Origin of the sequence: Solidesulfovibrio sp. C21 (assembly GCF_047785625.1) — a bacterium.
Taxonomy (GTDB): Bacteria; Desulfobacterota; Desulfovibrionia; order Desulfovibrionales; family Desulfovibrionaceae; genus Solidesulfovibrio.
In genome coordinates this window covers 18,846-31,718 of the sequence record NZ_JBLODY010000049.1, presented here as the reverse complement: position 1 = coordinate 31,718, position 12,873 = coordinate 18,846, and the positions used below count along the sequence as shown (strand labels likewise).

The 12,873-nt window shown below is 64.3% G+C and carries 9 protein-coding genes; all 9 read right to left on the bottom strand.

Annotated features, from left to right (window positions below; translation table 11 throughout):
• Positions 1-321 precede the first annotated feature (321 nt).
• Positions 322-2,229, bottom strand: a complete 1,908-nt coding sequence (gene asnB / locus ACMZ6R_RS14165) for an asparagine synthase (glutamine-hydrolyzing) (RefSeq protein ID WP_416112549.1) — start codon at positions 2,227-2,229, stop codon at positions 322-324.
• Between the two features lie 9 nt (positions 2,230-2,238).
• Positions 2,239-3,312, bottom strand: a complete 1,074-nt coding sequence (locus ACMZ6R_RS14160) for a glycosyltransferase family 4 protein (protein ID WP_416112547.1) — start codon at positions 3,310-3,312, stop codon at positions 2,239-2,241.
• 278 nt (positions 3,313-3,590) lie between these two features.
• Positions 3,591-4,409 carry a class I SAM-dependent methyltransferase gene (locus ACMZ6R_RS14155; protein WP_416112545.1) on the bottom strand — a complete coding sequence of 273 codons (819 nt, stop codon included), beginning with the start codon at positions 4,407-4,409 and terminating at the stop codon, positions 3,591-3,593.
• A complete protein-coding gene (gene asnB, locus ACMZ6R_RS14150; RefSeq protein WP_416112543.1) occupies positions 4,396-6,273 on the bottom strand; it encodes an asparagine synthase (glutamine-hydrolyzing) in 1,878 nt (625 codons plus the stop codon). The genes ACMZ6R_RS14155 and asnB (ACMZ6R_RS14150) overlap by 14 nt, the downstream gene beginning before the upstream one ends.
• 146 nt (positions 6,274-6,419) lie before the next feature.
• Complete coding sequence (locus tag ACMZ6R_RS14145) at positions 6,420-7,385, bottom strand: glycosyltransferase family 2 protein (RefSeq protein ID WP_416112541.1); 966 nt, start codon at positions 7,383-7,385, stop codon at positions 6,420-6,422.
• 18 nt (positions 7,386-7,403) lie between these two features.
• Positions 7,404-9,095 carry a hypothetical protein gene (locus ACMZ6R_RS14140; protein WP_416112539.1) on the bottom strand — a complete coding sequence of 564 codons (1,692 nt, stop codon included), beginning with the start codon at positions 9,093-9,095 and terminating at the stop codon, positions 7,404-7,406.
• Positions 9,079-10,218: a hypothetical protein gene (locus ACMZ6R_RS14135; RefSeq protein ID WP_416112537.1), complete on the bottom strand. Its 1,140-nt coding sequence runs from the start codon at positions 10,216-10,218 to the stop codon at positions 9,079-9,081. Before ACMZ6R_RS14135 ends, ACMZ6R_RS14140 begins: the two co-directional genes overlap by 17 nt.
• Positions 10,219-10,229: 11 nt before the next feature.
• Positions 10,230-11,180 (bottom strand): HlyD family secretion protein, encoded by a 951-nt coding sequence (locus ACMZ6R_RS14130; RefSeq protein WP_416112535.1) that lies wholly within the window; start codon positions 11,178-11,180, stop codon positions 10,230-10,232.
• Between the two features lies 1 nt (position 11,181).
• On the bottom strand, positions 11,182-12,858 hold the full coding sequence (locus ACMZ6R_RS14125; RefSeq protein WP_416112533.1) for a TolC family protein: 1,677 nt from the start codon (positions 12,856-12,858) through the stop codon (positions 11,182-11,184).
• Between the last annotated feature and the right edge of the window lie 15 nt (positions 12,859-12,873).

Here is a 12,873-nt window from a genome sequence, read left to right as displayed (position 1 = left end):
CAACCGCGCCAGCGGCGAAGCGCCGCATTTAAAAAACAACTATTGTCTTAAAAGTTCGCCCCCTTGGGGCGACGGCGTGGTGGCTGCGGAATTTGCTTGGGACGAGCTTGTCGCGAAGCGACATGCACCGTCCCGACAAATTCCGCCGCCATCTTCTCACACTCCGCCTTCCCGGCAAACCATCCCCTCCCCCACCCCGCCAAAGCACACCGGGCGGGGGGGCCGGGGGGCCCGTGGCCTCCCGGCGGGTCCGGGCAGCGCCCGGCGGAGGGGTCCGGGGAGGCAGAGCCTCCCCGGGGGGCGTACACCCGCCCGCAGCAACTACGCCAAATAGCGTCGCAGCCACAGCTCCAGCATGACGAGGGCGTAGATGCGTTTGCCGTGGTCGGCCTGGCCGCGTTCGTGGGCGTCGAGCAGCGCGGCCACGGCTTCGGGGCGGGCGATGTTGCGGGTAAGATGGCTGTTGGTGAGGAGATCGCGGGCGAACTCGCGCAGGGGACCTTTGAACCAGCCGGCGAGGGGCAGGCCGAAGCCGCGTTTGGGCTGGCTGGCGATGCCAGTGGGAAGCAGATGGGCGAAGGCCTTGCGCAGCAGATACTTGCCGGTGCGGCCGCGCAGTTTGCAGCGCACGGGCAGGCGTGCGGCGAAGGAGGCCAGTTCGCTGTCGAGAAAGGGCGAGCGGCCTTCCAGGGCATGGGCCATGGCCATGCGGTCGGCTTTGACCAGCAAGTCGCCGGGCAGGTAGACGCTCACGTCCGCGAAGAGATTGTGGTCGAGGGGCGCTTCGGCGTTGGCCGCGGCGTAAAAGGCCTCGTAGAGGGCGACGGTATCGGCCGGGCGCGAGGCGCGTTCGAATTCCGGGCGCAGCAGGGCGTGACGGTCCCAGGGAGAAAAGTACGAGCCCCAGCGCACGAGGCTGGCCGTGCGGGGGATGCGCACGGCCTGGGCCAGTCGGGCGATGCCGGCGCGCCAGTCCGCTTCCACGGGCACGTCGCCCCGGCTCGAGATCAGATTCGCCAGCCAGGGCACGAGCCGGCGCGTCACGACGTTGGGCAGGCGGGCGTAGGCGTCGGCCAGGGGATCGAGCCAGTAGCGCTGGTAGCCGGCGAACATCTCGTCGCCGCCGTCGCCATTTAAGGCCACGGTGACGTGTTGCCGCGTCAGCTTGCACAGGTGCCAGGCGGCCAGGGCGGACGGGTCGGCAAAGGGCATGTCCGTGGCGGCCGCGACGTCTTCCATGACCGCCCGGGCATCGTCGAAGCGAAGCGTGAATTCGGTGTGTTCGGTGCCGAAACGCCCGGCCACGGCCCGTGCCTTGGCGGTCTCGCTGAAGGCCTCCTCGGCAAAGCCGATGGAAAAGGTGCGCACGGGCCGGTCGGTGAGCCCGGCCATGACAGCGGTGATGATGCCGGAATCCACGCCGCCGGAAAGATGCGCGCCAAGCGGCACGTCGGCGACCAGGCGCAGGCGCACGGCCTCGGTGACGCGCTGACGCAGTTCCTCAGCCAGGGCATCCTCGGAGCCGGTCAGCTTGGGCAGGTAGTCGAGCCGGAAATAGCGCGTCAGACACGCCCGGCCCTCGCGCCACGTGAGCGTGTGCCCGGCGGGCAGGCTCTTGATGCCGGCAAAACCCGTGGCCGGCTCGGGCACGTGCTGGAGCGTCAGGTAATGGGCCACGGCCGAGGCGTCCAGATGGGCGGAGACGCCGGGAAAAGCGAGCAGCGCCTTGATCTCGGAGCCGAAAACGATGCCGCCATCCGTTTCCGTGTAATAAAGCGGCTTTTTGCCGAAGGGATCGCGGGCCAGAAAGAGTTCGCGGCGATCGGCGTCCCAGATGGCCAAGGCGAACATGCCGCGAAGCCGCGTGGCGCAGGCCGGCCCCATCTCCTCATAGAGGTGGATGATGGCCTCGGTGTCGCTTCGGGTGGTGAAGACGTGGCCCTTGGCGACCAGCTCTTCCCGCAATTCCTTGAAATTGTAGATCTCGCCGTTAAAGACGATGGCCAGGGAACGCGTTTCGTTGAAAAGCGGCTGGTCCCCGGTAACGAGGTCGATGACGGCCAGCCGGCGATGCCCAAGCCATGCCCCGCCCCCGTCGGCAAAGGCGTCGGCGTAGAGGCCCTGCCCGTCCGGCCCCCGATGGGCGATGGCCGCGCACAGGCGGTCCAGGCGCTCGGTCAGTTCCGCCCGGCCGCCGCGTGTGGCCACGAATCCGCAGATACCGCACATAGGCCCGCCCTACTCCGTTCCAACCGACCGGCACAGGTCGGCGTAGGCCCCGGCCACCACGCGCCAGGAGTATTCCCGTTCGGCCCTTTCCCGGCCGGCCCGGCCCAGTCGGCTGCACAGGGTGCGGTCGGCCACCAGCTTGGCCAGAACCCCGGCCAGGGAGGCGGCATCGTCCGGCGGCACAAGAAAGCCCGTTTCACCGTCCACGACCAGCTCCTCATTGCCGGCGATGCGCGTGGCCGCCACGGCCAGTCCCGAGGCCATGGCCTCCAGCACCGCGTTGGGCATGCCCTCGTCGCGCGAAGGAAAAACGAACGCGTCGGCCCGGCGCAACTCGTCCGGCATGTCCGCCCGGGACACCCAGCCGGCAAACCGCACCCGGTCCTTAAGCCCCAGACGCGCCGCCCGGTCGGCAAGCTCCCCCCGAAGCGGCCCGTCGCCGACGATGGTCGCCTCGAAACAGGCGCTTTCCGGCAGCCTGGCCAGGGCGTCGAGCAGCACGTCCAGCCCCTTTTGACGTACCAGCCGACCGACGAACAGCAGCCGCACCGGGCCTTCGCGCGTTGCCGCCGCGTCCGGGCAAAACCGCGCCGCGTCCACGCCGTTGGGGATCATGCGGATGGGAACCTGCCCGGCCGATTTGCGGGCCAGATCGGCCAGCCCCCGGCTGTTGGCCACCACATGGGCCGCGCGCTTCCACAAAAAACGGATAAACGGCCCCGTCAGCTTATGGTAGGCCGCCAGATCGTAGGGCTGGAACCCCGGCACGTCGCCGCCGCGAAGCGAGACGATATAGGGCATGCCGCGAAGCACCCGCAGCGCCCAGGCCGCCGGGCCGCAGGGGATGCCGAAAAAGGCCACGCAGGCATCGGGTCGAAATTCCCTCGCCATGGCCGGCAAGGCGAGCATGGCGCTCGCCGTGAACGACAACATCTCCAAAGGCGAACAATGATCCGCATAACGCCGCAAGGCCGGCAGCCGCCAGACCTCGTAACCGTCCGCGACCTCCCGCTTGGGCAAATTCCCATACGCCGCCGTGACCACCCGCACCACATGCCCGAGCGCCGCCAACTCCCGGGCCATGTTCGCCGTGGCGTTCCCCGCCCCGCCGCCGAGTGGCGGGTACTCGTAATTGAGGAGAAGGAGGCGAAGAGATGAAGAGGTGCGAGAGGGAGACTGGGACATGCGAGAGGGGACCCCTTTTTGGAAAAAAGGGCTTCCCCTCTCGCGCTCTCCCCTCCCAAAAACTTTCAACGGGGATGCTTCCATATCGAATATTTTCCCTTTCCTTGCGACACGTTTCAGGTGCAGCCGGATACCCCGTTAGAAGTTTTTGAAGGGGGTCCAGGGGGAAACTTTTTTCAAAAAGTTTCCCCCTGGCCGCCGGAGGCAACACGACTCACCATCACCGCCTTTGTCACGGCGAGCATGTCGGGGTCGCGATGCTGGAAATCGGGGTGCAGGCGGCCGGCGACTTGGGCGAAGGCTTCGGGGTCGGATTCGCAGGCGAGAAGCTGCGTATCGAAGCCGGCCACGGCCAGGGCGCTTAGGTGATCGTCGAGCCGCCAGCGGGACAGGTCGCCGGGATTGAGGAAACGCTTCCAGGCGAACCTGGAGAACATGAGGAAATGGAAGGGGTATTTGAAAAAATGGTCGCGGTAGTCCACGCGGTGCAGCATGACGCCGCCCGGGGCCAGCACGCGGCCGAGGTCGACGAAAAGCGCGGCCGGGTCGGCCACGTGTTCGAGCACGGAATTGGACACCACGATGTCCACGCAATGGTCGGGCACGGTATCCAGGGTTTTGAGGCGGTGCACGACGTTGAATTTGACCTTGGGGAAGCGGGTGGTCATTGCGGCCAGATTCTTGGCGTCAAGGCCCACGTCGAAGCGGACGTAGGGCTCGTGGCACACCACCCGGACCGCGCCCATGGCCACCAGGGCATAGCCGGGGCCGTTGGACGCGCCGCTGCCGATCTCGAGCACCCGTTTGCCGGCCACGGAAACGCCGATTTTGGCCAGATCGGCGGCATAGGATTCGGCAATGGCCCAGGGGTCGGTCAGGCCCACGTTGACGCGGTAATGCGGCAGATAGCGGCCGAGCAGATGCAGGCTCGATTCGCGGAAGAAAAAGCGGCGGATGACCCGCAGGGTGACGTATTCGATTTTATCGCGTTCCAAGGGCCCCTCCGCCCAGGTCCATGTGCCGCAGCACCCAGAGATTCCAAAGAAAAAGACGGTGATCGGCCTGGCCGCCGCGGTGTTCGCCCAGGCGCGCGTCGATAAAGCCGGCATCAAGGGCCGTCTCGACCGATGACGCCGCACCCATGGCGAGCTGTCCCTGGGCCAGCCAGCGACCGATGGGCACGCCGAAGCCTTGTTTTTTGCGATAGATGATGTCGCGCGGCAAGAGCCGCTCCAGGGCTTTTTTCAGGATGTACTTGGTGGTGCCGTGGCGAAACTTGTAACGGCTGGGGATGGTGCGCACGAAATCCACCAGCTCGATGTCCAGAAACGGCGCGCGCACTTCCAGGGAATGCATCATGCCGGCCCGGTCGGTTTTGACCAGGATGTCGTCCTGCAAATACAGGCGCGTGTAGAATTCCAGGGTCTTGTCCACCATGTCCGTGGATGGGCAGTTCTCGTACACGGCCACGGCCTCGCTGTAGAGCTCCTCGGGATCGACGGGCTCACGAAAGAGTTCCGCGATCCCGGCCGGATCGCACGGGCCGAGCCAGGTGGGGTTCCACAGGCGCGGCGGATACGAGAGTCCCCGCAGAAAGCGGTTGATGCGAAAGGACGCGGCCATGTAGCCGTGGCCCACGGGAAGCCGGGCAGCGAGGAGGGCCAGGGCCTTGTGCAACGGCTTTGGGGCGATGCGGGAATAGAGTTCGGCGGCGCGCAGGGCCCGGAAGGGATCGTAGCCGGCGAAAAGCTCGTCCGCGCCGTCCCCGCCGACGGCCACCGTGACCCGCTTGCGCGTCTCCCGGCACAAAAGGGCGGTAGGCAAAAGCGACACGTCGCCCATGGGCTCGTCGAGCCGGCCGACAATTTCGGGCATGAGCGCCAGCGCGTCGGCAAGGGTCAGGCGCGTCAGATGGTGCGCGACGTTGCAAAAGGAGGCCGCTATCACGGCCTTGGCCGATTCGTCGAAGGACGGGTCGTCGAAGCCGATGGAAAAGGCGGCGATGCCGGGCGTGTGCCGGCCCGCCAGGGCGGTTACGGCCGAGGAATCCACCCCGCCGGAGAGAAACACGCCCAGGGGCACGTCGGCCATGAGCCGGCGGGAAACGGCCGCGTCGAGGAGCGAAACGATCCGCTCGCCCCACTCCCGTTCGGGATCGGCCGGGAGGACGTCCGTCGGCTCCAGGCAAAAGGCCCACCAGCGCTTGCGGCGCACGGAACCGTCGCGCACGTCGACAAGGAGGTTTTCGCCGCCGGGAAGCTTGTGCGTGCCGGCGTAGAGGGCGTTCGGCGCGGGAATGAAGCCATAGGCGAAATATTTGCGCAGCGCGGTCCGGGAGATGGACGCGCCGGCCAGGGCGGGATGAGCGACCAAGGCGGTCAGTTCCGAGGCAAAGGCGAAAAAGCCGGGGCGCGCGGCGTAGAAGAAGGGCTTTTTGCCGAACCGGTCCCGGGAGCAGAAAAGCAGGCCGCGCGGCTTGTCGTACAGGGCGAAGGCCCACATGCCGTTGAGGCGCTTTGGCAGGTCCTCGCCCCACTCCCGCCAGCCATGGAGCAGCACTTCGGTGTCGCAGTGGTCCGAAACGAAGCGGTGGCCCCGGTCGACAAGCTCCTCGCGCAAGGAGGCGTGGTTGTAGATCTCGCCGTTGTAGACCACGACCAGATTGCCGTCGGCCGTGGCCATGGGTTGGGCCCCGCCGGCGATGTCGATGATGGCGAGCCGACGGTGGCCCAGGCGCACCCCGGCCGGGGCGTCGGCATAAGCCCCCTCGCCGTCCGGGCCGCGCCGGGCGAGGGTGGCGTTCATGCGGGAAAGCGCCGCCGCATCCCCCTGTCCGACAAAGCCACAGATGCCGCACATAGACCTACTCTTTCACCCTCGCATACCTTTCCGCCAACACGCCCCCTCCCCCTTGAAAAGTTTTTGAAAGGGGGTCCGGGGGGAACCTTTTTTCAAAAAGGTTCCCCCCGACCGCCGGAGGCGGCTTCGCCATCCCCCACTCCGCCCTATGGCTCTTTCTTGCACGTGCAATTGCGCGTGCAGTCCACGATGTAGGTCGGCTTGTCCTGTGACTCGTGGTAGGTGCGCATGAGGATCTCGGCGATAAGGCCCATGAAGATGGCCATGATGCCGATCAGCATGAACATGACCACCACCTGGGGCAGGGGCGTCTCGATAAAGCTCTTTTCCAGGAAAAACTTGCAATACAGCATGAACACGAAAGACAGTATCGACATCATGATGCTGGCCAGCCCAAAACCGCCAAAGAGGTACATGGGCTTTTGCGCGTACTTGTCCATGAATTTGACGGTCATGAGGTCCAAAATGACCTTGATGGTGCGCTCGATGCCGTACTTGGACTCGCCGTGAATGCGCGGATGGTGGGTGACGCCGACCTCGGCCACGCGCGCGCCCTGCCAGGCGGCGTGGATGGGGATGAAACGGTGCATCTCGCCGTAGAGCTTGACGCCTTTGATGATTTTCCGGCGATAGGCCTTGAGCGAACAACCGTAGTCGTGCAGGCGCACGCCGGAAATGGCCGAGATGAGGCAGTTGGCCACCCGGCTGGGAAAATTGCGCTTGATGGGGTTGTCCTTGCGGTCCTTGCGCCAGCCGGAGACCACGTCGTAGCCCTCGGCCAGCTTGGCGAGCAAGCGCGGAATGTCGACCGGATCGTTTTGCAGGTCCCCGTCCATGGGGATGAGGATATCGCCCCGGGCCAGGTCGATGCCGGCCATCATGGCCGCGGTCTGGCCGAAATTGCGGCGCAGGTGCACCACGCGCAAGCGGTCGTCGCGGCTAGCCAGCGCGTCCAGGCGTTCGCGGGTGTCGTCGATGGACCCGTCGTTGACCAGGATGATCTCGTAGGGATGCCCGAGGGTGGGCAGCACGGCGTCGAGCTTTTCGTAGAGCGGCGCGATGTTATCCTGCTCATTGTAAAGCGGAATGATAATGGAAAGCGACTCCGGCATGATCCCCGCCAGTTGTATTCAGTTTCCGGATAAGTGGTTTTCGGCGTCCCGGCGCGCTGCGTCCGCCGCCGCCACAAGCGGCCGCAGATCCACCAAGCGCACGCCGGGCTCGGGGCTGGTATAGGGGAATTCGGCCGCGTCGAGAAGGACGAACTTGCCGGGCTTCGCGGCCAGTTCCCGGATACGGGCATCGAGAGGCGCGAAGAGCGGTCCCTTGGCGATGGCCTGGCCGGTGAAATCCGCGTCGCGCACCACCATGTGCGTGACGTGGTAGGCCTTGGCGAATTCCAGCACCGTGGCGGCGTCCTTGGCGTAATACGCCGCAACCTGATGGGCCAGCCGCGGATAGTACGCCTCCCAGTAGCCCACGCTCCAGGGATGGGCCAGCTCGTAGGAGGCCAGGACGTTGCGCCGGCCGAAGCTGAGCACGTCGTCGAGAAGCTCGGGGTTGCCGGCGAGAAGCGCGTTTTTGGGCAGCTCGCGCACCGCGGCGTAAAGCGGCGCATCGGCCCGGTAGTCGTACAGTCCGACGTCGGTCAGCCGCCAGGCCCCGAGCGCGGCCGCAACGAGCAGCAGCAGCACCCGAGACAGCGGGCGCTTTAAAATGTCGGCCAAGGCATAGCGCAAGACCACGGCCAAGCCCAGAGCGTAGACCAGATTGATGGTATAGGAAATGTAGCGGTCCGGCACGAAGAGCTTGAGCGCCACGACCCGGGCCAAAATGTACAAGAGCAGCGAACCGACAAGCAGCGCGCCGACCGGGCGGCACTTGGCCAGAAGGGCCGGCCAGGGGGCGCGTTTGACGCCGATAATGACAACGGGCAGCAGCACGACGAGGCTTATGATGCCGGCCACGAGCCCGATGTCCAGAAACAGGCCGAGGCTCTCGAAGGGCCAGTAGACGAGGTCGAAAAAGGGATTGGGCAGGGGGTAGAGAGAGAGCCGGCCGGCGGTGGAAAATTCCGGACCGGCGGCCAGCGCCGCATGCCCCACCAGCGGGCCGAAGCCGGAGGTCGTCAGGGCGTGTTTGAAGGACCAGACGAGGCCGGCCGCCGCAAGCAGGGCCAGGCCGTGCCAGGGCCGAACCGGAAACGGCGCATCCGGTCGGCCCTGGATGCGGGCAAAAACCGCGTCCAGACAGGCGCAGCCGGCGCACAACACGGCGATATAGGGAATGAAAACCGCCTGGAGCAGGAGGATGACGGCCATGCCAAGGCCCGAACGCCGCATCCAGGCCAGCAGAAACAGCGCCAAAAGCGGCGCGGCGAATCCCCGCGACAGACCGCCGGAGATATTCTTCATGAAAAAGGGCATGAGCCAGGCCATGGCGGCGCAGGCATAGCCCAGGACGCGGCCTTTAAGGGTTGCGCCAAGGCCGAAAAAGGCCAGGGCCAAAACCAGGAGCAGACCGCCGGTCAGCCACTTGGAAAAGACGAGCGGCCCCATCCCCAGGCCCTTGGCGGCCAGGAAATAGAGCGCCTTGATCCCGGCCGGCACGTAGGCGGCGGCATAGCGGGTCAGCAGATCGGACGGGTACAGGGCGGGATCGAGCCAACGGGCCATCCAGAAAAGCTGCTGGCGCGTATCGTCGTTGACGATAAAAGGCGAGGCCAGACCGTGGCGATGGGCCACGGCAAAGACAAGAAGGGTCAGAAAGGAGACGACGAACCAGTCCGCACGGCGGGCCGGCGCATCAGATGTCCCGGTCATAAAGGCGGAAGACCTTGTAGCGTTCGCCGCCGTAATCCATGAGCGTCTTATTCCACTGTTCCAGGGATTCCGGGATAAGCGAACAATCGCAATAGTCCATCTTGGGGTGGTTTTCGAGAAAATTGACCACGATGTTGAGAATGATGGCGTGGTGCAACCGCTTCCACTGGTGCGAACGGGCCACGCCCATGATGACGGCCCGGCAGTGGGTGAGCGGTTTGACCCGGCAGTCCCAGATCAGTTGCAGCTTCTGCCACCAGCCGAACTTGCCGTTGAAGCGCTTGACCGACCGGTTCATGTCCGGCGAAACCACGGCAAAGGCCACAACGTCGTCGCCGTCGAGGATCATGGTCTCGAGATCCGGGCGCACCAGCGGTTGCAGCGTGACGAAGATATCCTCGTACTGGCGGTCGGTCAGCGGGATATGGCCCCAGTTCTTACTCCAGATATCGTTGAAAAGCTCTTTTATCTGGGGGCCACGCTTGGCGAATTCCTTGCGTTTAATGGGTTGGATCGTGCACTTCTGGCGCTTTAAGATGCTGTCGCGCAATTTCGCCAGTTTTACCGCGTCGTGCATCGGCTTGCGGCTGATCTTGTAGGCGTACCAGTCAAACGTCTTGGTAAAGCCCCAGGAGGTGACGAGCTCCTCATAGTAGGGGGGATTGTGGGTCTGCATCATGGCCGGCGGAGTATCGAATCCTTCCACGAGCAGGCCGACCTCGTCGTAGATGGAAAACGACAGCGGACCGTGCAGTCGCACCTTGCCCTTCCCCCGCACCCAGTCGGCGGCGGCGTCGAACAGGGCATGGGCTGTTTCACGGTTGTTTTCGCATTCGAAAAATCCGAAAAACCCGGTCTCGTTGTCGTGGTATTTCTCGTAGAGGCCGTTGACGTGGGCGGAGATGCGCCCCACCACCCGGCCTTCCCGGCGGGCCAGAAAATACCGGGCCTGGCCGAACTCGAAAAACGGCCCTCTGGCCGGGTCCAGAATTTCCTGCTGCATGGGGATCAGCGGCGGCACCCAAAGGGGATCGTCGCGGTAGATTTCCCAGGCATAGCGGATAAAGGCGTCCATGTCGGCCGCACCGGCCGCAGGCGAAACAACGAGAGCGGAATCGGACATGCTAGGCTGGCTTATTTCTCGGGCTGAATGGTGATCTGCCCCTTGAGGCCTTCCTTGAGTTCCAGCGTCGGGTTGGGGATGGTCAACTCAACGTCGTAATACGAGGGCTGCTGCAGGGTAGAGGGAATGGGCGCCCAGGGGATGCGCGACACCGTGGCGGAATACGTCTTGCCCGGCATGGAATCGAAGGTGACGGTGGCCGCCTCGCCTTCCTTGAGCTTCTGGGCCTCGATCTCATGAACCTGGGCCCGGATGATCATGGGGTTGAGCTTGCCGACCTGGAACAGCTCCGCGTCCTTGGCCAGCTTGACCCCGAGGCGCAACTCCGGATTCATCCACATGACATAGCCGTCGGTGGGGGCCTTGATGATGCCGTCCTTGGGCATCTTGCCCACACCTGCGGCCTTGCCGAAGCGGTCCTCGGCCAGTTCCACGTGATCGGACAGGAGCTCGCGGGCCAGGGTCAACTGCTCGGCCAGGGAGACCTTTTCCTTGCGGTAGACCTCGATCTCCTTGGAGTTCATGGTCAGGGACTGCTGAGAGGCCATGTTGCGCTGGCTCATGGCCTGCAGTTCCTTGGCCTTGGCAGAAAGGCGGTCGATCTCCTTGTCGGCCATGGCTATCTTGTACTCGATTTCCTTGATGTTGGCCGGCGAGAGCTTGGTCTTCTCGTCCATGCGCGTTTCAAGGGGAATCTCGTAACGGGCCAGGATGTCGTCGCGCTTGACCTGCTGGCCGATCTTTCCGGTAAGGGCCGTTATCTTGGCATTGTACGGCAAGAAAACCGACAATTTGACCGGGCTGTACAGCTTGCCGGAGAAATTGATCGTCGCGGGCCGAAACGAGTCCGGCACCGCCTGCTTGGCGGCCTGCTTTGGGGCCGGGGTCTTGTCTTGGGCCATGCCGGCCGTACTTGCGGCCAGCAGGCAGAAGGCAGCCAAGAACGTGACAAGCTGCCGCATGTTAGATGTTCTCCATGATGGTGGCGTTGATGTAGCGGTCCTGGAAGTCGCCGGAGATGGACCGAACCTCGAGCAGGTCGACGTCGCGGGTGTATTCCTTCATGATCATGGTCTGCCGGCTGTCGAGGTAGTCGGCCATGGCCTTGACGATGGCGTCGTATTCGGCCTGACCGGATTCGAAGCGGAACTGGGCCTGCTGGGTGGTCAACTTTTGCAGTTCCATGGTGGAGGCGGCGAATTTGACGTCGGAATTGGCTGAACGCAGCTTGGACAGCGCCTGTTGGAACTCGCTCATAATGGTGAAATCCAGGTTGCGCCCTTCGACATTTTGCTGGGCCAGCTTCTTGTATTGCCGGCTCACATCGCGGCTTTTGGTCCACCAGTCGAAGGGAAAATTGAACGACAGGTTCGGGTACATGAAGGGCAGCGTCGAGGTCTCATCCTTGTAGGACGTGTTGTTGAGCGTGGACACCGAGGTGAAGCCGAAGGAGAAGGTCGGCAGAAAGTGGATGTAGGACAGGGCGATATTCTTGCGCTGCAGAGAGACTTCGTAATCGTGGATGCGCAGCTTGAAGGAATGCTTGCGCAACCGTTCGTCGGTCACCGTGGCCGGGTTGAAGTTCTCGAGGACCTGTCCGGGTGCGTTGGCCAGGTCGAGATTGATTTTCTGGACAAAGGGAATGCCCATGATGAACTTCATTTCGTCCTGGAGCACGCTGCGGGTGGTGCGCAGCTTCTCCGCCTCGGCCTTGGCCATGTTGATGCGGGTCTCGGCGATACGCACGTCGAGCTCCGCGCCCTGGCCGAGGCCGGCCTTGGTTTTCACGTACTCGAGGTTTTTGACGGCCAGGTTTTCCCGTTCCTTGGCCAGCTTGAGCATGGAATCGATCATGCCGAGCTGCAGGAAGGTGGTGCCGAGCCGTTTGAGCCCGCCGTCGATGACCTTGAGGTGGGACAGGACGGCGATGTTGACCAACTCTTTTTTCGCCTGAACCTCGAAAGCGGTCAAAAGCGGGTTCCAGGCCCCGGTGGAGAAGCTCAGGTCGTATTTCTTGCGGTTGCGGTTGTTGGAGTTCCCCGCGTAGACGGCGTTGGCCGCCGAGATGGAATTGGAAAGGTTTTGCGCCGGGTTGGACGAGGCGTTTTCCAGGACCGAGGACCAGGCCGTGGGCGCCACGGTATTTTTATACTCCGGCAGGCGCAGGTAGAACGTCGTGCTCATCACAATGGTGGGGATGTACTGGGAATAGGCGTCCCCCACGTCCAGACGCTTGGATTCGATCTCAATGGAGCTTTTGGTCAAAAGTGGCGACTGGGCCAGGGCCACGCGCACGCATTCCTGGAAGTCGGCCGGCGAGCGCAACGTGGTCGAGCCGAGGGCGAGCCCCCCGGCGGCCTTGGCGAAACTCGGCGCGGGATCGTCCTCGGACGCCTTGGGCGCGGCCTTGGCGGCCGGGGCCGCAGCAACCGGAGCGGCAGCGGCAGTCGGAGCAGCAGCGGCAACGCCCTTGTCCCGGGTATAACGGGCCGAGCCGGCCCAGGCCGGCAGACAGGCGAACAGGACTGCCAGACACAGTGTCACGGCCATGGCCTGTGTCGTCGCGCGCTCCGCCCAAAAGCGGCGGACGCCCCCCGGCGACGCCTCGGTCCGATGTCCGTTGGTGAGTTCCCTGGTCATGCGCTCCTCCCCGTC

Bases quoted from the DNA above. Each gene is read 5' to 3' on its own strand.
- asnB (WP_416112549.1), bottom strand. From the start codon at position 2,229: ATGTGCGGTATCTGCGGATTCGTGGCCACACGCGGCGGCCGGGCGGAA.
- ACMZ6R_RS14160 (WP_416112547.1), bottom strand. From the start codon at position 3,312: ATGGCCCGGGAGTTGGCGGCGCTCGGGCATGTGGTGCGGGTGGTCACG.
- asnB (WP_416112543.1), bottom strand. From the start codon at position 6,273: ATGTGCGGCATCTGTGGCTTTGTCGGACAGGGGGATGCGGCGGCGCTT.
- ACMZ6R_RS14145 (WP_416112541.1), bottom strand. From the start codon at position 7,385: ATGCCGGAGTCGCTTTCCATTATCATTCCGCTTTACAATGAGCAGGAT.
- ACMZ6R_RS14140 (WP_416112539.1), bottom strand. From the start codon at position 9,095: ATGACCGGGACATCTGATGCGCCGGCCCGCCGTGCGGACTGGTTCGTC.
- ACMZ6R_RS14135 (WP_416112537.1), bottom strand. From the start codon at position 10,218: ATGTCCGATTCCGCTCTCGTTGTTTCGCCTGCGGCCGGTGCGGCCGAC.
- ACMZ6R_RS14130 (WP_416112535.1), bottom strand. From the start codon at position 11,180: ATGCGGCAGCTTGTCACGTTCTTGGCTGCCTTCTGCCTGCTGGCCGCA.
- ACMZ6R_RS14125 (WP_416112533.1), bottom strand. From the start codon at position 12,858: ATGACCAGGGAACTCACCAACGGACATCGGACCGAGGCGTCGCCGGGG.